General features: G+C 71.9%; 20 protein-coding genes and 1 pseudogene. 9 read left to right on the forward strand and 12 right to left on the reverse strand.

Annotation, left to right across the window (positions count from 1 at the left end; all coding sequences use genetic code 11):
• Positions 1 to 36 precede the first annotated feature (36 nt).
• From mobA to AB0H12_RS26615, 4 genes are all read right to left on the reverse strand, one after another.
• Complete coding sequence (mobA, locus tag AB0H12_RS26600; RefSeq protein ID WP_499626280.1) at positions 37 to 570, reverse strand: molybdenum cofactor guanylyltransferase; 534 nt, start codon at positions 568 to 570, stop codon at positions 37 to 39.
• Between the two features lie 20 nt (positions 571 to 590).
• A complete protein-coding gene (locus tag AB0H12_RS26605) occupies positions 591 to 1,346 on the reverse strand; it encodes an MHYT domain-containing protein (RefSeq protein WP_499626281.1) in 756 nt (251 codons plus the stop codon).
• Between the two features lie 150 nt (positions 1,347 to 1,496).
• Positions 1,497 to 2,924: a sensor domain-containing diguanylate cyclase gene (locus tag AB0H12_RS26610; protein WP_499626283.1), complete on the reverse strand. Its 1,428-nt coding sequence runs from the start codon at positions 2,922 to 2,924 to the stop codon at positions 1,497 to 1,499.
• The gene (locus AB0H12_RS26615; RefSeq protein ID WP_499626285.1) at positions 2,921 to 3,640 is read right to left on the reverse strand and encodes an alpha/beta fold hydrolase; all 720 of its coding nucleotides are present in this window, start codon (positions 3,638 to 3,640) and stop codon (positions 2,921 to 2,923) included. Before AB0H12_RS26615 ends, AB0H12_RS26610 begins: the two co-directional genes overlap by 4 nt.
• Before the next feature lie 400 nt (positions 3,641 to 4,040).
• On the opposite strand from AB0H12_RS26615, the gene AB0H12_RS26620 reads away from it, so the two are divergent.
• From AB0H12_RS26620 to AB0H12_RS26635, 4 genes and pseudogenes are all read left to right on the forward strand, one after another.
• Positions 4,041 to 4,787: an SAM-dependent methyltransferase gene (locus AB0H12_RS26620; RefSeq protein WP_499626286.1), complete on the forward strand. Its 747-nt coding sequence runs from the start codon at positions 4,041 to 4,043 to the stop codon at positions 4,785 to 4,787.
• 48 nt (positions 4,788 to 4,835) lie between these two features.
• Positions 4,836 to 5,270, forward strand: a pseudogene (locus AB0H12_RS26625) (GrpB family protein); the annotation flags it as partial.
• Between the two features lie 175 nt (positions 5,271 to 5,445).
• The gene (locus AB0H12_RS26630) at positions 5,446 to 5,631 is read left to right on the forward strand and encodes a GrpB family protein (protein WP_499626288.1); all 186 of its coding nucleotides are present in this window, start codon (positions 5,446 to 5,448) and stop codon (positions 5,629 to 5,631) included.
• An 84-nt stretch (positions 5,632 to 5,715) separates the two neighbouring features.
• Entirely contained in the window at positions 5,716 to 6,498 is a 783-nt protein-coding gene (locus tag AB0H12_RS26635) for an ion transporter (RefSeq protein ID WP_499626289.1), read from the forward strand.
• A gap of 48 nt (positions 6,499 to 6,546) precedes the next feature.
• On the opposite strand, the gene AB0H12_RS26640 is transcribed toward AB0H12_RS26635, so the two are convergent.
• The 4 genes from AB0H12_RS26640 to AB0H12_RS26655 form a co-directional block, all read right to left on the reverse strand.
• Positions 6,547 to 7,845: an NlpC/P60 family protein gene (locus tag AB0H12_RS26640; RefSeq protein ID WP_499626291.1), complete on the reverse strand. Its 1,299-nt coding sequence runs from the start codon at positions 7,843 to 7,845 to the stop codon at positions 6,547 to 6,549.
• 157 nt (positions 7,846 to 8,002) lie between these two features.
• The gene (locus AB0H12_RS26645; RefSeq protein WP_499626293.1) at positions 8,003 to 9,535 is read right to left on the reverse strand and encodes an AMP-binding protein; all 1,533 of its coding nucleotides are present in this window, start codon (positions 9,533 to 9,535) and stop codon (positions 8,003 to 8,005) included.
• Between the two features lie 45 nt (positions 9,536 to 9,580).
• Entirely contained in the window at positions 9,581 to 10,144 is a 564-nt protein-coding gene (locus AB0H12_RS26650) for a carbonic anhydrase family protein (protein WP_499626295.1), read from the reverse strand.
• Between the two features lie 62 nt (positions 10,145 to 10,206).
• Positions 10,207 to 10,941 carry an SIR2 family NAD-dependent protein deacylase gene (locus AB0H12_RS26655; RefSeq protein WP_499626297.1) on the reverse strand — a complete coding sequence of 245 codons (735 nt, stop codon included), beginning with the start codon at positions 10,939 to 10,941 and terminating at the stop codon, positions 10,207 to 10,209.
• Positions 10,942 to 11,058: 117 nt separating this feature from the next.
• Here AB0H12_RS26655 and AB0H12_RS26660 point away from each other — a divergent pair, with 117 nt between their 5' ends.
• The 3 genes from AB0H12_RS26660 (at position 11,059) to AB0H12_RS26670 (ending at position 13,857) form a co-directional block, all read left to right on the forward strand.
• Positions 11,059 to 11,460, forward strand: a complete 402-nt coding sequence (locus tag AB0H12_RS26660) for a hypothetical protein (protein ID WP_499626299.1) — start codon at positions 11,059 to 11,061, stop codon at positions 11,458 to 11,460.
• The gene (locus AB0H12_RS26665) at positions 11,457 to 12,971 is read left to right on the forward strand and encodes a flagellar basal body protein FliL (RefSeq protein ID WP_499626301.1); all 1,515 of its coding nucleotides are present in this window, start codon (positions 11,457 to 11,459) and stop codon (positions 12,969 to 12,971) included. The genes AB0H12_RS26660 and AB0H12_RS26665 overlap by 4 nt, the downstream gene beginning before the upstream one ends.
• A 343-nt stretch (positions 12,972 to 13,314) precedes the next feature.
• Positions 13,315 to 13,857, forward strand: a complete 543-nt coding sequence (locus tag AB0H12_RS26670) for a DapH/DapD/GlmU-related protein (RefSeq protein WP_499626303.1) — start codon at positions 13,315 to 13,317, stop codon at positions 13,855 to 13,857.
• Between the two features lie 16 nt (positions 13,858 to 13,873).
• Here AB0H12_RS26670 and AB0H12_RS26675 read toward each other — a convergent pair whose 3' ends face one another.
• Complete coding sequence (locus AB0H12_RS26675; protein WP_499626305.1) at positions 13,874 to 14,521, reverse strand: hypothetical protein; 648 nt, start codon at positions 14,519 to 14,521, stop codon at positions 13,874 to 13,876.
• Positions 14,518 to 15,264, reverse strand: coding sequence for an ABC transporter ATP-binding protein (locus tag AB0H12_RS26680; protein ID WP_499626307.1), 747 nt, complete (start codon positions 15,262 to 15,264; stop codon positions 14,518 to 14,520). The genes AB0H12_RS26675 and AB0H12_RS26680 overlap by 4 nt, the downstream gene beginning before the upstream one ends.
• 154 nt (positions 15,265 to 15,418) lie before the next feature.
• On the opposite strand from AB0H12_RS26680, the gene AB0H12_RS26685 reads away from it, so the two are divergent.
• Entirely contained in the window at positions 15,419 to 18,232 is a 2,814-nt protein-coding gene (locus AB0H12_RS26685) for an aconitate hydratase (RefSeq protein ID WP_499626309.1), read from the forward strand.
• Positions 18,233 to 18,280: 48 nt separating this feature from the next.
• Here the strand turns inward: AB0H12_RS26685 and AB0H12_RS26690 are convergent, their stop codons facing one another.
• On the reverse strand, positions 18,281 to 18,844 hold the full coding sequence (locus AB0H12_RS26690) for an O-acetyl-ADP-ribose deacetylase (RefSeq protein ID WP_499626311.1): 564 nt from the start codon (positions 18,842 to 18,844) through the stop codon (positions 18,281 to 18,283).
• A gap of 313 nt (positions 18,845 to 19,157) precedes the next feature.
• Here AB0H12_RS26690 and AB0H12_RS26695 point away from each other — a divergent pair, with 313 nt between their 5' ends.
• A complete protein-coding gene (locus AB0H12_RS26695) occupies positions 19,158 to 20,828 on the forward strand; it encodes a VWA domain-containing protein (RefSeq protein ID WP_499626313.1) in 1,671 nt (556 codons plus the stop codon).
• A gap of 62 nt (positions 20,829 to 20,890) precedes the next feature.
• Here the strand turns inward: AB0H12_RS26695 and AB0H12_RS26700 are convergent, their stop codons facing one another.
• Positions 20,891 to 21,493 (reverse strand): TetR/AcrR family transcriptional regulator, encoded by a 603-nt coding sequence (locus AB0H12_RS26700; RefSeq protein WP_499626315.1) that lies wholly within the window; start codon positions 21,491 to 21,493, stop codon positions 20,891 to 20,893.
• Positions 21,494 to 21,544 lie beyond the last annotated feature (51 nt).

Raw genomic sequence — 21,544 nt, forward strand, 5'->3', positions numbered from 1 at the left:
CAGCTCACGCCTATTTCACCCGATCTTGGTCACCCGTCACGGAGTGAGATCACGCGGGGTGTCCACGTCGCGCGCCTCACCCGGCCCGGCGGCGACGGCCACCGGGTTCAGCGGCCCGAGGACCGAGCGCATCGAGGCGTCGCGCGGGTCGGCGGGCACGGCTGCGCGCAACGACCCGGTGCGCCACGCACCGGCGAGCCACTGCGACCGCCCCTCCTCGTCCACGAGGACCGCGCCGGTGTCGCCGACGGCCGCGAGCAGCCGGTCCACAGTGGACCGGGTGATGCCCGGCTGGTCCACCGCGAGCACCACCACCAGGTCCGTCGCGACGTGCGCGAGTCCGGCGGCCAGCCCCGCGAGCGGTCCGCCGCCGGGCGGGTCCTCCCGCGCCCACGTCACGCCGGGCACGTCGTCCTTGCGCGGGCCGACGACGACGGTCCGCCGCGCGAGCGCGACCGCGTCCAGCACGTGGGCGAGCAACGTGCGGCCGTCGACCACGACCGACGCCTTGTCCACGCCGCCCAGCCTGCTGCCCCGACCACCCGCCAGAACCACCGCCGACCACGCCACGCGGCCCACCGTAGCCGTGCCTACGAAGTCTCCCCCACCACCTCGTCGTCGGAGGTGAAGAGCATCCACAGCAACGCCGCCACCACCAAGGCGCTCGTCACGAACACGGGGAACACCAGGTCGAACGCGGACGTGCCCTGCGGCGCGGCCATCGCGGGGTCGACGTCGACCTTCACCGCGGCCATGCCGGTGTAGTGCATGCCGGTGACGGCCACGCCCATGATCAACCCCGCCGCGACCCTGGCCACGCCGGTCTTGACGACCAGGGTGAACCAGAACGCGGCGGTCGCCGCCACCACCGCGATCACGCAGGACAACACCACGAGCGCCCGGTCGTAGGTGATCTCGCCGCGGAACCGGATGGCCGACATGCCCAGGTAGTGCATGCCCGCCACGCCCAGCCCGGCCAGCGTGCCGGCGACGAGCAGCCGCATCCTGGTGAACCGGACGAGCGTCACCAGCGACAGCCCGAGGCCGACCACGCCGATCGCCACCGCGGCGGACAACGCGGTCAGCGGCACGGAGTACTTGATCGCGGCGCCGGGCACGTCGAAGCCGAGCATGGCGATGAAGTGCATCAGCCAGATCGCGACGCCGCCGATGGCGAACGCGCCGAACACGGTCCAACGCGCCTTGGCGGCGCGGGTCGGCTCGCCCTGGGCGCGGGCCATGCAGGCGAGGCCGATGAGCGAGCCGATGACGGAGACGATGTACGCCAGCACCAGGGTGGACAGGCCGTCGGAGAAGTGCTGCATCGAGTCGTGGTTCACGCCCATTACTAACTCACCGTGACTGCGTTCACCAGAACGGCCCAGGTGAATTCATTCATTCGCAATCCACTTAGCCCGATTATCTACTCAGAGTATTCGTTAGCTAGGCTAAACGGCCCATGTAGCCCGCTGTGCGGGTGAGCCGGGGTCGAGGCCTCAACCGCCGGCACGGCGGCCCACCACCCGGTTGCGGCCCGCGTCCTTGGCCTCCAGCACCGCCACGCTGGCCTCCTCCACCGCGTCGGTGACGGACGCGCCCGGCGCGACCTCCACCGCGCCGATCGACACCGTCACCACACCGCCCGTGTTGCCCCGGTGCTCCAGCCCGAGCCGTTCCACCGCCTGCCTGATCCGCTCGCCGGACGCCAGCGCGCCGTCCAGCCGGGTGCCCGGCAGCAGCACGGTGAACTCCTCGCCCCCGTACCGGTACGCGCGATCACCCGCGCGGGTGGCGCGGTCGATGGCCTCGGCGACCTTACGCAGCGTCTCGTGCCCGGCCAGGTAGCGGTAGAGCGTGTTGTAGCTGTGGAAGCGGTCGATGTCGACCAGCAGCAGGCTGTACGGCTCGCCGGCGCGGTTGCGGCGGGCGTGGTCGACGTCGAACGTCGCCGGGTTCGGCAGGCCCGTGCGCTGGTCGATGGTCGCCGCCTCGGCCAGCGCGCGGTTCTCCGCGTGCAGCTCCTCCAGCCGTTCGGCGAGCCGGTCGACCTGGTGCTTGCGCGCCAGCGCCCAGTCCTCCAGGTCCTGGTCGTAGACGGCGACGCCGACCGGGCCGATCGTCTTCGCCCGGTACATCGCCAGATCCGCCTGGTGCAGCAGGTCTTCCGCGCCGTGACCGGGCCGGACGAACGTGATGCCCGCCGACACCGACACCCGGATCACGCCCTCGTCCAACGTCACCGGCGTGGCGATGACGGCCAGGATCTCCTGGGCCGCGGCGATCGCCTGCTGCTCGTCCAGCTCGTCGAGCAGCACGACGAACTCGTCGCCGCCCAGCCTGGCCGCCGTGCCGCGGCCGGCCACCACCGCGGCCAGCCGGGACGCGACCAGGCGCAGCACGTGGTCGCCCGCCGCGTGCCCGTGGCGGTCGTTGACGTCCTTGAACTGGTCGAGGTCGAGGAACACCAGCACCGGACCCGGCGCGCCGCGCACGGCCTGCTCGAGCCGCGGCAGGAACCCGGTGCGGTTCACCAGGCCCGTCAACGCGTCGGTGTTGAGCCTGCTGCCCAGCTCGTCGGCCGTCTCCGCCCAGCCCGTGACGTCGAGCGCGACCACCACCAGGCCGCGCACGTCCGGGTCCTCGCTCAGGTCGCGGGCGATCAGGTCGACCCTGCGGTGCACGGAACCCTCCACCGGCACCGCGCACGTCAGCCGCGACGCGCCCGCGCGGCCCGCCGCCTGGAGGAACGTGCCGACCGCCGCCGCGTCGCCGTTCGCCACCAGGTCGGGCAGCAGGCCGGACGCGGCGCCGAACAACCGCCGGGCCGCCGGTGACGCCCACCGCACGCCCAGGTCGCTCGGATCGACCACCAGCACCGCGGCGTCGGCCCGGTCGAGCACCGCCCGGTGGAAGCCGCCGTTCATCGCGACGCGCTGAGGAACCGCAGCAGGGCGCGGTCGAACTCGTCCGGCCGGTCGAGGTTCACCAGGTGGGCGGCGCCCTCGACGACGACCTCCTCCGCTCGCGGCGCGGAAGCGAGCACGAGATCGGCCACCGCGCGGATGTCCGACGAGTCGAGGTCGCCGACGACGACGAGCGTCCGCGCGGTGAGTTCGCCCAGCCGGTCCACGGCGTGCACCTCGTCCGGCACGGTCGTGAACACGCCGCTCGACACGGCGTGGACGGTCAGGACGCGGCACAGCTCCCGCACCGCCGGGTCGACCTCGTCCGGCGACCGGTGCGGACCGTCGACCCACATCCGCAGCACGCACTCCGCGACCTCGTCCACGGTGGTGGCCGCCCGAATCCGCGTGAGCTGGTCCAGGATGAAAGGGTCCTCGAACTTCATCCCGCTCACGCCCGGCCCGACCAGCACCAGGTCGGCCACCCGGTCGGGGTGGGCGACCGCGAAGTCGATCGCGGTGCGGGCGCCGAGCGACAGGCCGACCAGCGTGGGCCGGTCGAGGCCGAGCCCGTCCAGCAGGTCCCTCAGGTCTTCGTGGTGCGAGTAGGGGCCGGTCACCGGCGACGACTCGCCGTGCCCCCGCGCGTCGTACCGGACCACGGTGTGGTCCCGCGCCAGCAGGTCGAACTGGCGGTCCCACGTGGCGGACCCGAGCCCGCCGGCGTGCAGCAGCACGACCGGCGGTCCCTCGCCACGTCTGTGATAGGTCAATTCGCCGTCGTCGAGAATCAAGCGGCCGGCCGTCATGGTCCCCCCTGGACTTGACTTCCTCCCTCAGACCACTGACGCTACCGAACCCGGGCCGCGCATTCGGGTGATCAGGAGCATTTCTCCGCATTTCCAGGGTCACAATTCCGCGATGGCACCGAATAGGGTTCATATCCACCCGTAGTCCACAGTGGACAACCAAGTGAGACGGGTGGGGATAAACCGGTGGACAACGCTCGCGGTCCCTGCCTAACCTCACCGCCGTCCATCCTCACCAGTGCGAACGAGGTGCATTGCATGCCCGTCCGGGCCACGGCCGCCGAGCGGCCGATCACGCAGACCTTTCCCCTGGACGTGAGGACCGGAAGTGGACATACCCCGTGGTTTCACCATCCGTGAAAGCACCCACCGCATCCACAACCCGCTCGACGACGCCAAGTTGGCCGTCCTCGGGCGGGCGCTGCGCCCGGAACCCGGGTGGCGCGTGCTCGACCTCGCCTGCGGTTCGGGCGAGATGCTGTGCACCTGGGCCCGTGACCACGGGCTGACCGGCACGGGCGTCGACCTCAGCCCGACGTTCCTCGCCTCGGCGAAAGCCAGGGCGGTCGAGCTGGGCGTGGCCGACCGGCTGGAGTTCACGCACGGCGACGCGTCGGGTCACGTCGCGGACGAGCCGGTGGACATCGCCGCGTGCGTCGGCGCGGCGTGGATCGGCGACGGCGTGCCCGGCACGGTGGAGCTGTTGCGGCGCAGCCTGCGCCCCGGCGGCCTGCTGCTGATCGGGCACCCGTACTGGCGGCTCGACCCGCCCGACCAGGCCGCCGTGGAAGGCAGCCACGCGAGCAGCCGGGACGACTTCCTGTCGCTGCCCGGGCTCCTGGCGCAGTTCGACGGGTTGGGCTGCGACGTGGTCGAGATGGTGCTGGCCGACCAGGACAGCTGGGACCGCTACGTCGCGGCGCAGTGGCTCAACACCCGCCGTTGGCTTGACGAGAACCCGGACGACGAGTTGGCGCCCGTGATGCGCGCCGAACTCGCGGCCGGGCCGGCCCGGTACGCGCGCTACCAGCGCGAGTACATGGGCTGGGGAGTGTTCGCCTTGATGGACCGCTGACGCGGAGCGCGGGCCCCGGCTTCCCGGGGTCCGCGCCACCATGGGCGCATGGATGATCGACGACTGCTCGTCGGAGTGGTGTCCGCGCCGGCCGTCGCGGACCGGTTGCGCGCGCCGGACGTGACCGGGCTGGTGACCGTGACCGACTCGCCCTGGCCCGCCGCGCTGGTGGTGAGCGGGGTCGAGGACCCGCGGGCGGACGTCGTGGTGGACGGTCCCGGCCGGGTGGACGCGGTGTGGTCCGAGCGGATCGCGCCCTTCGCGCGCCGGTTCGCGGGCATCGACCCGCCGCCGCGCACACCGCCCGTGCTGGAGGACCACGACCCGCGGCTGCCCGTTGTCGCGCGCCGCCTGCTCGACCGGCTGCGCGCGCACCTCGCCGAGCCGTCGTGGAGCTACGAGCACATCGGCTCGACCGCCGTGCCGGGGTTGCGCGCGAAGCGGTTCGTCGACCTCCAGCTCGGCGTGACCGCGTTGCCCGACCCCGACGGGCTCGACCGCGCGCTGGCCGCGCTGGGCTTCCGCGCGGCCGAGGGCGCCCGCCCCGACTCCCCCGGCGTGACCCACGACTGGCACACCGACCCGGAGGTGCCGGCGGAGCTCTACCGCAAAACGGCTCTACGTCCGACCCGACCCGGCGGAGACCGCGATCCTGCACGTGCGGCAGCTCGGCAACCCGTGGCGCCGGCGGACGATCGACTTCCGCGACCGGCTGCGCGCCGACCCGGCCGTGCGGAAAGCGTACGAGGCCGCGAAACTCCGTGCGGCCGAAGCGCACGCCGGAGACGACGACTACGACGATTACACCCGCGCTAAATCGGATTTCTTCCGCTCGACCAGGTGAACCCGCTCAAGCCGTACGACCGACCTGCCGATGGGGCGGTGCTCGATCGAGCAAGATCCCCGACGCGTGCAGGAGGAGTTCGGCATGGCTTTGCGCGACCGCGTCCGCGATGTCGTGGACGGCAGGCGCTTCCAGCGGATGGTCATCGCGGTGATCGTGGTCAACGCGGTCACCCTCGGCTGCGAGACGTCGACGGCACTGGTCGCGTCCTACGGCGACGTGTTCGACGTGCTGGACCACACCGCCTTGGCGATCTTCGTCCTGGAACTGGCCGCGCGGCTGTACGCGCACGGGCTCCGGTTCTTCCGCGACCCGTGGAACATCTTCGACTTCGTGGTCGTCGGCGTCTCCCTGCTGCCCGCGGCCGGTCCGCTGTCGGTGATCCGGGCCCTGCGCATCCTGCGCGCGTTGCGCCTGGTCGCGATGGTGCCGAGCATGCGCCGCGTGGTGACCGCGCTGGTGAAGTCCGTCCCGGGCCTGCTGTCGCTGTCCGGGTTGCTGGTGCTGATGCTGTACGTGGGCAGCGTGGTCGCCGTCAACCTGTTCCGCGCCGGCGGCGATCCCCGGTTCGGCGACCTCGGCGCGACCATCCTGACGCTGTTCCAGCTCACCACCGGCGACGGCTGGTCGGACGTGATGCGCGACCTGATGGTCACCCAGCCGTTGGCCTGGATCTTCTTCGTGCTCTACCTGCTGATCGGCACGTTCACCATGCTGAACCTGTTCATCGCGGTGGTGTGCAGCGCGATGGAGTCCGAGGCCTCACCGCGGCCGGGCGCGTCCGACGACGCGCTGCTGGAGGAGATCAGGGCGCTGCGCGAGGAGGTCCGCGAGCTGCGACTGGAACCCGTCGGCGACCGGCGTTGACCCGGGTTCGCGGCCGACCGCCGGCGACCGGCCGACCGCCGGCGACGGCTACAGCAGGCGCGTGGCGTACGGCATGATCCCGCCGTACCGGACCGGGGCGACGCGGACGTGCGAGCCGGAGTACGGCGCCTCGACCATCATGCCGTCGCCGAGGTAGAGCGCGACGTGCGTGCCGCCGTTCGGTCCCCAGAACAGCATGTCGCCGCGCCGCGCCTGGGCGAGCGGCACCTTGCGGCCGGCGTTGTACTGGTAGCCGCTGTAGTGCGGCAGGTAGACGCCGACGCCCGCGAACGCGTACATCATCAGCCCGGAGCAGTCGAAGCCGACGCTGTAGTAGTCGCCGTGCGCGTCGCCGACGCCGCCGTCCCGGATGCCGACGGTCGGGCCGTCGTAGTTGCCGCCGCCCCACGAGTACCGCACGCCGAGCTGCTGCAGGGCGCGGGCGACGACGGTCTCCACACCGTGGCCGCTCGGCGCCGCGGCCGTCGGCGGTCGTGGCGCCTGGGGCGCTGCCGCGGCGGCGAGGGCGGCCAGGCGTGCGGCTTCCTCGTCCTCGCGGCGCTTGTCCCGCAGCCACCGGTCGTACTGGGCGCGTTGGTCCTCCAGCCCTTCGACCGCGGTCAACGCGTGGTCCAGCTCGCCCTCCACGCGGGCCTTGTCGTCCTGGATGCTCCGCGCGGCGGCGGCCTGGCCCTGCTGCGCCTGCACGGCGGTGGCCTGCGCCGCGTCGGCGTCCCGCTTGGCCTGGTCCGCGGCGGCCTGCTTCCGGTCCGCCAGGTCGAGCGCGGCACGCGCGGCGGAGTCCTTGTTCGCCTGCTCGGCGCGGGTGCGCTCGACGTCGTCCAGCGCGTCGAGGCTCGACTCGCTGACGGCCTGGAGCAGTTGTGCGCGCGCGAGCAGGTCCTGCGGGCTGGTCGCGCCGAAGTAGGCCGAGACGGAGCCGACCAGGCTGCCCTGCTCGAAGCTGGCGGCGGCGAACTCGTCCAGCCGCACCCTGGCGTCCTCGACGGCCCGGGCGGCGGCGTCGGCCTCGACCCGCGCCGCGTCGGCGTCCCGGCGCGCCCGGTCCGCCTCGCCCTGGGCGGTGTCGAGGTCGACCCGCGCCTTGTTGGCCAGCTCCAGCTTGAACGCGACCTCGTCGGTGAGGTCGCGCAGGCGCGCCTCGGCGTCGGTGAGCCGACCGGTCAGCTCACCGACGTGGGCCGCCTTGGCGTCGGCCTGCTGCCGGCCGGCGCTGATCTCGGCGTCGCTGGGGTTGGGCGGCGGTGGCGGCGTGGCGTGCGCCGTGCCGCCCAGCCCCACCGCGGTGGTCAACGCGATCGCGATCGGGATCACCCATCGAGTCACGACTGCCGCCCTCCCCGCGCACTCGGCCGATCGGCATTACGCCGAACGGCGCTATGCAGACCGACTCTGCCACTCGTGCCTCACTGCTTCCACTCGACCCAGCCTGAACTTCAGCCACACGGGTCACAGCAGACGCGGGGAACCACCCTCGACCGGGTCAGTTGACCTTGCGGTCGAGGTCGGCCCAGTACGGCTCGCGCAGCTTGAACTTCTGCACCTTGCCGGTGGCGGTGCGCGGGATGGCGTCGCGGAACTCGACCGACGTCGGCGCCTTGTAGCCGGCGAGCCGGGCCTTGCAGTGCGCGATCAGCTCCGCCTCCGTCACCTCCGCGCCCTCGGCCCGCACGACCAGCGCCTTGATCGTCTCGCCCCACTTGTCGTGCGGCACGCCGATGACCGCCGCCTCGGCCACCGCGGGGTGGCCGAACAGGGCGTCCTCCACCTCGATGGACGACACGTTCTCACCGCCGGTGATGATCACGTCCTTCTTGCGGTCGGAGATCGTCAGGTGGCCCTCGTCGTCCAGCTCGCCGCCGTCGCCGGTGTGGAACCAGCCGTCCTCCAACGCCTGGGCGCCGGCCTCGGGGTTCTCCCAGTAGCCGGCCATGACGACGTTCCCGCGGGCCAGCACCTCGCCGGTGTCGGACACCTTCAGCCGCACGCCGAGCCCCGGCGCGCCGGCCCGGGACAGCTTGCGCGCCCGTTCCGACGGCGGCAGCTCGTCGTCGGCCGGTCGGGTGCGGTTGAAGGTCAGCAGCGGCGAGGTCTCCGTCAGGCCGTAGAGCTGCAGGAACTCCCAGCCGAGCTCCTCGCCCACGCGGGCGATGGTGCGGCTGGGCGGCGGCGCGCCCGCGCAGATGATGCGGACCCGGTCGCGGCCGGGGATCTCGCCGTCCCAGCCCTGCGCGGCGTCCAGCACGGCGTTCCACACGGCGGGCGCGCCGCACATCAGCGTGACGCCGTGGTCGCGGACCCGGTTGAGGATCTCCGTGCCGTCGACCTTCCGCAGCACGACCTGCGGCACGCCGAGCCCGGCCAGGCCGTAGGGCATGCCCCAGCCGTTGCAGTGGAACATCGGGAGGACGTGCATGTACACGTCGCGTTCCCAGACTCGGGCGTGCATGGCGAACGTGACGGCGTTGATCCAGATGTTGCGGTGGGTCATCTGGACGCCCTTGGGCCGGGCGGTCGTGCCGGAGGTGTAGTTGATCGTGGCGGTGGCGTCCTCGTCCGGCTCGCGCCAGGGTCGCGGCTCGGTGTCGAAGCGCATCAGCTCGGTCTCGGTCTGCTCGCCGAGCACGAAGCGGTGCCGCGCGGTGACGCCGTCCAGCTCCAGTTCGGGGTCGAGGAGCAGCGCGGACGCGCCGCTGTGCTCGACGATGTAGGACACCTCGTCGGGCCGCAGGCGGAAGTTCACCGGCACCGCGATGCGGCCGGTGGCGGGCACCGCGTGCAGCAGTTCGAGGAGCCGGGCCGAGTTGTGGCTGACCACGGCGACCCGGTCGCCCTCGCCGAGGCCGAGCGCGTCGAACCCGGCCTGCCAGGCGCGGACGCGGGTGGCGAACTCGCCGTAGGTCGACCTCGGCACGGGCGCGGCGGGCTGGACGGGCTCGTCGACGGAGGCCGTGGTGTCGGCGAAGACCTGCTCCGCCCGGTGGAGGAAATCGGCGACAGTCAGGGGTACGCGCATACGAGGTGACCTTATTTACCCGCCACAGCCCCGGCTACCTCCACGTCACCCGGTCGCCAGCACGAACCTCCGGTTCACCGGCTGCACCGGGCGGGGGTGGTCGGCGTGCGTGCGGACGAACGCGCGCAGGGCCGGGTCGTCCACCTGGACCGACCGGTCCATCACGACCCAGCTGACGATCTCGTCGAACTCGCCCGTGGTCAGCGAGCCCTCGTAGCGGTGGAAGCCGCCGCCCGGGAAGAGCGCCGGCAGGTCGATGCCGCTGGGCGGCTTCCCCTCCGACGGGCCCGGCTCGCCGAGGTCGACGAACACCGCCACCACGCACGCCCGCAGCGCTTCGTCCGCCCTCAGGTGGACGGCGTGCATCTCCGCGCCACGCGACCGGCCGCGCACCCAGTGCTCGCTCGGCCGGTGGAAGTGGAGGTTGTCGAGCCGGAACTCCTGCCCGCCCAAGCACACCAGGTGCTCGCCCCTCGGCCGGAACCGCCAACCGTGGCCCTCGTCGCAGGCGCTGAACTGGTCGGCGCGCCAGCGCACGTCCACCTCGTCGACCAGCCCTGGCACCACCACCGCGTCACAGAGGTTGATCGGTGACTGTTGACTCCCCATGCGGTCACCCTTGCACCGCGATGCGCTCACGTACGGGTGGTTGAGCGCCACGAACGGGTGCTTCACCAGGTGCTCGGGTCGCCCCAGGTGCGGATCGGGCCGTTCGCCACCACGGGCACGGCGGCCAGTTCCGGCAGCGCCGACGCGGCCGGCTCGCGCACCACCGCCGCCGCCAGCGAGTCGTACGGCGTCGGGTCGACGGCGCAGATCACCACCGACGCGCCCGCCTTCGCCGCCAACGGCACCAACCGCGCGGCCGGCTCGACCACGAGCGACGTCCCGGCCACCAGCATCACGTCGCAGTCGAGCACCGCCACCCGCGCCGCGCGCAGCACGTCGTCGTGCAGGGGCTCGCCGAACGCGACCGCCGCCGGCCGCAGCACCCCGCCGCACGCCGTGCAGTCCGGCGGGACCTCGCCGCCGCGAACCCGCGCCAGCGCGTCGCCCATCGTGCCGACGGCGCCGCATGAGACGCACACCACACGTGCCATCGACCCGTGCAGCTCGATCACCTCGGACCCGGCCCGCTGGTGCAGGCCGTCGACGTTCTGCGTCAGCAACGACCGCACCCGCCCGGCCCGCTGCAACCCGGCCAACGCGCGGTGCGCGGCGTTCGGCTCGGCCGTCCACATCGGATCGTCCAGCCAGGACTCCCACGCCTCCCGACGCACGCGCGCGGACGTCAGGAACGCCGCCGCGTCGAACCGGAACCGCACGACCCCCGACTCCACCGAAACGCCCGCGCCGGTGAGCGCGGTGATGCGCCGCGCGAAGGCCATCACGTCCCGTGCACTCATGTCACCACCGTCCCACACGCCTGCGAGCATGTGGTCGTGCGCGGGACACCGTCGGGGGAGCCGACAATCAGACGCTGGACGGGCGCGGTGCTCGGAGTTATCGGTTTGGTCACGGCCGTGACGGGTTTCTTCCTGCCCTGGCTGCGCTCGGGCACGGTCACGAGGACCAGTTACGAGGTGCTCGCTCTGCGTGGTTTCGCGGGGTTGAACGGTGTGCCGGGCGAGATCGTGCGCGGCGCGTGGGTGGCACTCACCCCCTTGGCCGTGTGCTGCGTGGTGCTTTGGGCGGTGCGTTTTCACCGGATCGCGGCATGGCTCGCACTAGTGTTTGGCACGATTGCGGGAACGGTGGCGGCACTTGCCGCCGTCCAAGGGGGCAACGAGGCGGCACTGGTCGGGATCAGCCTGACCGGACCGGTGACCACCCTCGGTGGTGCTGTGCTGGGGATCGCCGGGGCGATCACCGTGCTCACCGCGAAATCCCGCACAGCGATCAGCACTCCAGGAGGAGCACCGTGACGTACCCAGGTGGCGGCGGAGGCGAATGGCCACCGCAGAACAACCCGTACGGCCAGCCGCAGCAGGGGGGCTACCCGCAGCAGGGCCCGCAGCAGGGCGGCTACCCCCAACAGGGTGGCTACCAGCAGGGCGGGTACCCGCAGCAGGGCGGTTACCCGCAGACCGGGCCCCAGCCGCAGCACGGCTTCCCGCAGACGGGTCCGCAGGGCTTCCCGCAGCAGGGTTACCAGCAGGAGTTCGGCCAGCCCTACGGCCAGGGGCCGTCCGGCTTCTCGGGTGGCGAGCCGCCGAAGAAGAAGCGCACCGGCCTGGTGATCACCGCCGTCGTGGCCGTCCTCGCGCTGGCCGCCGGCACGGTCGCCACGGTGTGGGCGCTGCGCAGCTCCGACGAGGTCGCGGCCGGCGCCGAGAGCCCGTCCACCGCGGCGAACAACCTGCTCAACGCGCTGGGCAGCGGTGACGTCCTGGGCATCATGAACGGTCTGGCGCCCGCCGAGGCGAAGCTCAGCAAGGACTACACCGAGGCCACGATCAGCGAGGCCAAGCGGCTGGAGATCCTGAAGAAGGACGCGGACCCGAACAAGCTCAGCGGCATCCAGATCAAGAGCGAGGGCATCAAGTTCGACGACGCCGCCGCGGAGAAGGTCAACGACCGCCTGACGATCAACAAGGTGGTCGAGGGCAAGATCACGATCACCTCGGACGTCAAGCAGGTCCCGTTGACCGACAAGCTGGTCGAGGCGCTCGGCCCGCAGCTGGACAAGGCGGGCACCGAGACCGACACGATCGACTTCGCCAAGGAGAAGGCCGACCGCGACGGCAAGCCGATCGGCATCGCCACCATCAAGGTCGGCGACGAGTGGTACCCGAGCCTCTTCTACACCATCGCGAACGCCGCGCTGGAGAAGGAAGACCTGAAGTGGCCCGCCCAGGGCATCGCGCCGGCCGGCGCCGGCTCGGCCAACGACGCCGCGAAGCAGATGGTCGAGAAGGCGCTCGACGGCGACGTCGAGGGCGTCATCGCGCTGCTGCCGCCGGACGAGATGGGCGTGCTGCAGGACGTCGGCCCGGTGATCCTGGACCAGATGGGCAAGACGTCCGCCTCGGGCGCGAAGCTGATCGAGCTCGAGACGGACTCGAAGGACGTCTCCGGCGGCAAGCTGCTCACGATCCGCAAGCTGGTGGTCGAGGCCGAGGGCGAGACCGTCGAGGTCAGCCGGGACGGTGACTGCTACAGCGCCACCGCCCAGGGCCAGACGCAGCGGCTGTGCGCGGACGAGCTCGCGCAGCTGGTCGAGCAGCAGGGTGGCCGGAACATCCCGCCGGCCGCGGTCGACGTGATCGCCCGGATCGGCGCGCAGGTGCTGAAGGACGGCGTCGGCGTGGTCGCCACCGAGGTCGACGGCAAGTGGTACGTCAGCCCGTTCCGCACGTACAGCGAGCTGTTCCTGACGCTGATGCGCGGCCTGGAGCCGAAGGACATCGACGAGCTGATCAAGGCGGTCAAGTAGGTCGGTCGACACCACCGGACCGCTCCGCGGGGGTCCCCGCCAAGGGGTCCTGGAGTCGGACCGGCTGGCTGAAGGTCGGGCCGCGAGGGCCTGGGTCCGGTATTCGACCGGACCCAGGCCCTTGGGCGTGGTGGCGACGCGGGTGGTGCCGCACCGGTCGCGGTAGTCGTCCAGGGCGGTGGTGAACTGCTCGACGGCGTCGAACCGGTCGTGCTGGTGCGCCAGGAGGCCGGCCCACCAGCGACCACCTCCACGGCCTGCCCACGCCGCCCGGGACCGTCTGGCACCCGTACCGGCACTGAGGGCACGCCGAACGACACCACGATGAGGAAGCGACCCAGTCATGCGCGACGACCGCCTCATGCGCATCCACAGCGCCGAGTTCCGGGCCATGTCCGAGCGGGTCCTGCGGGCCACCGAGCTCACCTCCCGCCTCAACGTCCTGCCGTTCGAGGACGAAGCGGGCAAGGCTGAGCTGTTCACCGCGATCCTCGGCCGGCCGCTGCCGGACAAGGTCACGATCTACCCGCCCTTCTACACCGACCACGGCCTCCGCCTGGAGCTCGCGGAACGCGTGTTCATCAACCAGAACTGCACGTTCCTGGACTACGCGGGCATCCGCCTCGGCGAGCGCGTGATGGTCGGGCCGAAGGCCACGTTCATCACCGTCGGTCACCCGGTCGACCCCGAGGAGCGACGGGGGTGGCTCAGCGGCGGGCCCATCGACGTGGCGGAGAACGTGTGGATCGGCGCCGGCGCGACGATCCTGCCCGGCGTCACCATCGGGCGCGACGCCGTGATCGCCGCCGGCGCGGTCGTGGCCGACGACGTGCCGCCGGCGAGCCTGGTGACCGGCGCCAAGGCCGCGGTCCGCCGTCAGTGGTGACGGCCACGAGCACCGGCTAGCCGCGCCGGGGGCCCACCGCTGTGCCGAGCCAGGTCGCGGCGGCCACGAACAGCACCGCGACCAGGCCCGAGAGCGCCAGCGCGGACGGGACGCCGTCGTCGTGGGACAGCGCCCACAGCACGTTGCCGACGGGCGGGGTGCGGCCGAACAGGAACACCAGCACGACCAGCGCCGTCGCGGCGAGCACCGACCAGCCGGCCTGCGTGATCACCGGGCGGCTGCACAGCACGCCGACGCCCACGCCGACCAGCGCGCACACCGCCAGCCCGGCGAAACCCTGCGCCACCGTGCCGAGCGGGTACGGGCGGGGTTGCGTCAGGACCGGCACCACCGCGGCGACGAGGGCCACGCCCAGCGCCCCGAGCACGGCCAACGCGGTCACGGCGGCCTGCGCGCGGGCCCAGCCCCCCGCGGTCACCACGGTCACCGTCCGCCGCACCGGGTCCTCCGCGGTCGCGATGACCACCGTCAGCCACACCGACACCGGGTAGACCAGCACGCACGCGCCGGCGTACGCGGGCAGCGGCGGGCCGGCGTCGGAGGCGTAGAGCATCCCGAGCACGGCCACGTGCAGCAGCAGCGGCGGCAGCCAGCGCTGCGTGCGCAGCACGTCGACCAGCAGGTACCGCACCAGCGCCGTCACGACCTCACGCTCCGCACCGAGCAGCCGAGCCGCAGCGCCTCGGCCAGCACTCCGTCGCTGAACCCGGCCCGCACCTCGACCCGCGCGCCGTCGCCGACCTCGTGCGCCGCGAACACCCCTTCCAGCGCGCTGAGCAGCGCCAACGCCTCCCCCACCCGATCGAGTTCGATCACCACGCCACCGGGTCGAACCGCGCCGAGCGCCACCTCGCGGGCGCCCGGCAGGTCGTGCCCGTGGTGGTCGGTCAGCACGACGGCGGCCCGCGACGACGTCACCAGCTCACCGAGCACCGCGCCCGCGGCGGAGTCCAGCCCGGACCACGGCTCGTCCAGCACCAGCAGGTCGGTCGCGTGCAGCGCCTGCGCCAGCGCGACCTTCTGCGCGTTGCCCTTCGACAGGGTGGCCATCGGCGCGTCCGGGTCGCCGACGAACCCGAGGGCCTCCACCAACTCCCACCGGACCGGCACACCGCGCACGGCGGCGAGGTGGCGCAGGTAGTCGCGGGCGGACAGCTTCACCCCGGTCGGGAACCGCTCCGGGGCGTACCCGACCGACGCGCCCCGGCTCACCCGGCCGCTCGTCGGCGCGGTCACGCCCGCCGCGACGCGCAGGAGGGTCGACTTGCCCGCGCCGTTGCCGCCGCGCAGCACCACCACGTCACCCGGCTCCACGGCGAGCGTGACGTCGCGCAACACCCACGGGCCGCGGCCGTAGCGCTTGCCGATTCGATCAAGACGCACCACGGGTGTGATGATGCCCCGATCAAGGTAGGGCCGGGTTGAAGCGGAATACAGGACACGCGTACTGTTTGGGGTGAGAGGGCATCGCACCCGCGGGTGCGGGAGACTCGGCAGTAGTTCCCCTACCGACTTTGCGCGTCACCAGATGGAGTTTCACGTGACTGCACCAGCGAGCAAGGACAGCTTCGGCGCCCGCGGCACGCTCACCGTCGGCGACGCCTCGTACGAGGTGTTCCGGCTGAGCGCGGTCGACGGCGCCGAGCGCCTGCCGTACAGCTTGAAGATCCTGCTGGAGAACCTCCTGCGGACCGAGGACGGCGCGAACATCACCGCCGACCACGTGCGTGCGCTGGGCAGCTGGGATCCTTCGTCCGAGCCGGACACCGAGATCCAGTTCACGCCCTCCCGCGTGGTGATGCAGGACTTCACGGGCGTGCCGTGCGTGGTCGACCTGGCCACCATGCGCGAGGCCGTCACCCAGCTCGGCGGCGACCCGACGAAGGTCAACCCGCTGGCGCCCGCCGAGCTGGTCATCGACCACTCGGTGATCGCCGACATCTTCGGCCGGCCGGACGCGTTCGAGCTGAACGTGGACCTGGAGTACCAGCGCAACAAGGAGCGCTACCAGTTCCTGCGCTGGGGCCAGACCGCGTTCGACGAGTTCAAGGTCGTCCCGCCCGGCACCGGCATCGTGCACCAGGTGAACATCGAGCACCTGGCGCGCGTGGTGATGGTCCGCGGCGGCCAGGCCTACCCGGACACGCTGGTCGGCACCGACAGCCACACCACCATGGTCAACGGCATCGGCGTGCTCGGCTGGGGCGTCGGCGGCATCGAGGCCGAGGCCGCCATGCTCGGCCAGCCGGTCTCCATGCTGATCCCGCGCGTGGTCGGCTTCAAGCTGCACGGCGAGCTGCCCGCCGGCGCGACCGCGACCGACCTGGTGCTGACGATCACCGAGATGCTGCGCAAGCACGGCGTGGTCGGCAAGTTCGTCGAGTTCTACGGCTCGGGCGTCGGCGCGGTGCCGCTGGCCAACCGCGCCACCATCGGCAACATGAGCCCGGAGTTCGGCTCGACCTGCGCGATCTTCCCGATCGACGGCGAGACCATCGACTACCTGAAGCTGACCGGCCGCTCCGCCGAGCAGCTGGCGCTGGTCGAGGCCTACGCCAAGGAGCAGGGCCTGTGGCACGACCCGGCCGCCGAGCCGGTGTACTCCGAGACGCTGGAGCTGGACCTGTCGACGATCGTGCCGTCGATCGCCGGCCCGAAGCGCCCGCAGGACCGCATCGAGCTGACCGACGCCAAGGAGGCGTTCCGGCAGGCGCTCGGCTCCTACGTCGCGCACACCGACGGCGTGGAGAACTCGCCGGTCGACGAGGCGTCCGAGGAGTCGTTCCCGGCCAGCGACTCGCCCGCGCTGAGCAACGGTGACGCGGGCGGCAAGCCGCACGTGTTCCAGTCCGCCGCCGAGGGCGCGGAGGGCCGACCGTCCAAGCCGGTCAAGGTCACGCTGGACGGCGCGGAGTTCGAGCTGGACCACGGCGCGGTGGCGATCGCCGCGATCACGTCGTGCACCAACACGTCGAACCCGTCGGTGATGCTCGGCGCGGCGCTGCTGGCGAAGAAGGCCGTGGAGAAGGGCCTGGAGCGCAAGCCGTGGGTCAAGACGACCCTCGCGCCGGGCTCCAAGGTCGTCATGGACTACTACGAGCGCGCCGGGCTGCTGCCGTACCTGGAGAAGCTGGGCTTCCACCTGGTCGGCTACGGCTGCACCACGTGCATCGGCAACTCGGGCCCGTTGCAGGACGAGATCTCGGCGGGCATCAACCAGGGCGACCTGGCCGCGGTGTCGGTGCTGTCGGGCAACCGGAACTTCGAGGGCCGGATCAACCCGGACATCAAGATGAACTACCTCGCGTCCCCGCCGCTGGTGGTGGCCTACGCGCTGGCCGGTTCGATGGACAAGGACATCACCACCGAGCCGCTCGGCAAGGACCAGGACGGCAAGCCGGTGTACCTGGCCGACATCTGGCCGTCGCCGCAGGAGATCTCCGAGGTCGTCGCGTCGGCGATCTCGCCGGAGGGCTTCACCAAGGGCTACGCCGACGTGTTCGCGGGCGACCAGCGCTGGCAGTCGCTGCCCACTCCGACCGGCAAGACGTTCGAGTGGGACCCGCAGTCGACCTACGTCCGCAAGCCCCCGTACTTCGACGGCATGCAGATGGAGCCGGCCCCGGTGACGGAGATCAGCGGCGCGCGCGTGCTGGCGCTGCTGGGCGACTCGGTCACCACCGACCACATCTCGCCGGCCGGCGCGATCAAGGCCGACTCGCCCGCGGGCAAGTACCTGACCGAGCACGGCGTCGAGCGCAAGGACTTCAACTCCTACGGTTCCCGGCGCGGCAACCACGAGGTGATGATCCGGGGCACGTTCGCCAACATCCGGCTGCGCAACCTGCTGCTGGACGACGTGCAGGGCGGGTTCACCCGCAACTTCCTGGAGGAGGGCGCGCCGCAGACCACGATCTACGACGCGTCCGAGGCCTACGCCGCGGCGGGCGTCCCGCTGGTCGTGCTGGCGGGCAAGGAGTACGGCTCGGGCTCGTCGCGCGACTGGGCCGCCAAGGGCACCTCGCTGCTCGGCGTGCGCGCCGTGATCGCCGAGTCGTTCGAGCGCATCCACCGGTCGAACCTGATCGGCATGGGCGTCCTGCCGCTGCAGTTCCCCGAGGGCGGGACGGCGGCGTCACTCGGCCTGGACGGCACGGAGACCTTCGACTTCACCGGCATCACGGCGCTGAACGACGGCGACACGCCGCGCACGGTGCACGTGGTGGCGACGAAGGCGGACGGCTCGAAGGTGGAGTTCGACGCGGTGGTCCGCATCGACACGCCCGGTGAGGCCGACTACTACCGCAACGGCGGCATCATGCAGTACGTGCTGCGCAAGATGGTGCGCAGCTAGTCGTCACGGTGAGGGGGCCGTCCGCTTCCGGGTGGACGGCCCTTTCGCTTACTCGGCCGCGGAGCGGAACGCGTCGTGCGCGAGGCGGTCGAAAAGGACGAAGCGGATGACCGTCAACGGCGCCGGCGCGTCGGCGACAGCCGCCAGGGCGATCCGGGCCGCCGACTCGACCGGCCAGCGGTAGACACCGGTGGAGATCGCCGGGAAGGCGATGGTCCCGGCGCGCAGGTCGGCCGCGACGCGCAGCGCGTTGCGGTGGCAGTCGGCGAGCAGGCCGGAGCGGTCCTCGGTGGCCGACCAGACCGGGCCGACGGTGTGCACGACCCACTTGGCGGGCAGGCGGCCGGCGGTGGTCGCCACCGCCTGACCGGTCTTGAGGCCGCCGCCGTAGTGCCCCGCCCGGAGCTTGCGGCACTCGGCGAGGATCTCCGGGCCGCCCTTGCGGTGGATCGCGCCGTCCACGCCACCGCCTCCGAGCAAGGACGAGTTCGCCGCGTTCACCACGACGTCGACGTCCTGCTCGGTGATGTCACCGAGGACGAGCTCGATCCGCGCCACGACAGCAGTGTCCCAGGCACGCGCCACGCGTGCGAAGACGCATCGCCGCCGCATTGTCGTCACAATTCAAGTCTTGCTGGTAACACTTCGCAGATCGAAAACGACCGACCATTCCCATTGACCCGATCGGGTGAACCGATTGCCCTTCGTGGAAAATCGCGTTTAACCTCGTCCTGCCGACGCCATCCGATTCGCACGGAACCGTCATTCGGTCGGATCTTCTCTGGTCCGCACCTGTTCGGGGACTGACTCACCTGCTGCACCGGAATGCGCGAACGTGATTCCAGAGGGGATTTCACGTCAGGTCGGCGCGCACGAGGAGGTGCGATACCGAATGCAGAAGAACACTCGAAGACGGGCTTGCGGCGTGACCGCGATCCTGTTGGCCGCACTGGCCGCGCCACTGGCCACGACGACCGGGGCGGCAGCCGCGGGCGGCACCGTCACCGGCACCAAGACCCTGGGGGCCACCGACATCACCTGCGGCGGCTCCGTCCCGGTCACCGTGACGCTCGACGCCGAGACCGGCATCGCCGGCAACCCGGTCGACATCGAACTGGTCCTCGACCGGTCCGGCAGCATGCAGGGCGCGATCGGCGACCTGAAGGCCGCCGCCAAGTCCTTCGTGGACATCATCGACGAGGCCACCGACGGCTCGCTGGACGGCGTCATCGCCAACGGCAGCCGCATCGGCGTGGTCAGCTTCGCCGACGGCGCCTCCGTCGACACCCCGCTGTCGTCCGACGCGAACGCGGCCAAGTCCGCCATCGACGCGCTGGTCGCGTCCGGCGGCACGAACCACTCGGCGGCCATCACCACCGGGCAGGCGCAGCTCGCCGGCTCGGCGCCCACGAACGAGAAGATCATGGTCATCATGACCGACGGCCAGACGACCGTCGGTCCCGACGCGAGCCCCGCGGCCGCGGCGGCGCGCAACGCCGGCACCGAGATCTTCGGCATCGGACTCGGCTCGGTCGACGCGGACGAGATCCGCGACTGGACCACGGACCCCGACGACGGCGTCCACTACTACGAGGCGCCGACCCCCGCCGAGCTGCAGGCGGTCTTCGAGGCGATCGGCGCGGCCATCGTGGTGCCCGCGGCGACCGGCGTGACCGTGGTCGACACGGTGTCGCCGCAGTTCTCGATCAGCGGCGCGGCGGTGTCCAAGGGCTCGGTCGCCCAGAACAGCAACCAGCTCACCTGGACCATCGCCGAACTCGGCACCGAGACGGTGACGCTGACGTTCACCGCGACGCACCTCCCGGCCACCGGTGGCGGCGCGCTCGCGGTCAACCCGACCGTCGCCTACACCGACGCCGAGGGCCACGTCGTGACGTTCGGCAACCCGACGGTGAACGTGCGCGGGTGCGCCGCGGCCATCGACGTGGAGCCCGAGCACGAGGTCAACGAGCTGGGCACGCCCGGCCAGACGCACACCGTGACCGCGACCGTCACCGACGACTTCGGTGACCCGGTGGCGAACGTCCCGGTCGACTTCTCGATCCTCAGCGGCCCGAACGCGGGCGGTGCGGGCAACGGCAACACCTCCGCCGCGGGCGCGGTCGACTTCACCTACCCGGCCGCGCAGGGCCTCGCGGGCCTCGGCCAGGACTCGATCCGCGGCTGCTTCACCCACGCCGCGGGCCACCAGGTGTGCGACGACGTGCTGAAGGACTGGGTCGACACCACTCCCCCGGTCGTGACGTGCGAGCCGACCAACAACCCGGGCGGTGGCACCGTGCCGCCCGCCGACAACGAGGACGGGTTCTTCGTCCTCTCCGCAACCGACGCGGTCGACCCGAACCCGCAGGTCTTCGTGTCCGACTCGGCCAGCCCGGCGGTCTTCGGCGGTTTCCCGAGCGGCACCAAGATCAAGCTGGTGCAGGCACCGGGCGCGACGCCCAACCAGAAGCCCGGCGTCGGTGACATCGACTGGCGCATCACGCTCAAGGGCGACGCGCTCGTCTACGGCGTGGACGCCTCGGGCAACCAGTCGGCTCCCGTGAGCTGCCTGGTCCCGCCGCCGCCGAAGTAGCGGTTCCCGCGAGACCGTGAGGGGCGCCCACACCCGGGACGCCCCTCACGCTCGCGCCGGGATCACCCCACGACCGGTCCAAGGTAGCCGCGCAGCACCTTCTTCAGCTCCTCCACCAACGCCGGGCGCTCGCCCTCGTCGGCCGAGACGATCATCGGGATCAGCCCGCCGAACAGCCGCATCGTCACCTGCGCGGTGCGGGCGCGGTCGGCGGCGGGCAGGTCCGGTCGGCGCGCGGCCAGCACCGCGTCGATCCGCCCGAACACCGCCGCGTGCACGGCCCGGGTCGGCGCGGCCAGCTGCTCGGGCATGTCGGACCGGCCGAACAGGGCCTTGAACCCGGGGTTGGCCACGTTCACCGCCACCATCGGGCCCGCCATCCGGTCGATCAGCTCGTCCAGCGGCAGGTGCGCGAGCTCGGGCGTCAACGCGCCGTGCGCCGACCGCAGCTGCTCCAGGTACCGGTCGGCCAACGCCTGCGCGATGGCCTCCTTGTTGCCGTAGAACTGGTACAGCGTGCCCGGCGACACGCCCGCCCGCGCGGCGATGGCGTTGGTCGTCGCGGCCTCGTAGCCGACCTCCGCGAAGACGGCCGCCGCCGCGTCCTGCAGCTCGGCCATCCGCCGCTCGCCCCGCGCCTGCCGGCGCACCACCTTCGGCTCCACGGGCACCACCTTCTCACCCGTTGACAAACACGAGCAATCACTCGTACTTTC

This window comes from Actinosynnema sp. NPDC023794, from assembly GCF_040639675.1.
Taxonomy (GTDB): Bacteria; Actinomycetota; Actinomycetes; order Mycobacteriales; family Pseudonocardiaceae; genus Actinosynnema; species Actinosynnema luteola.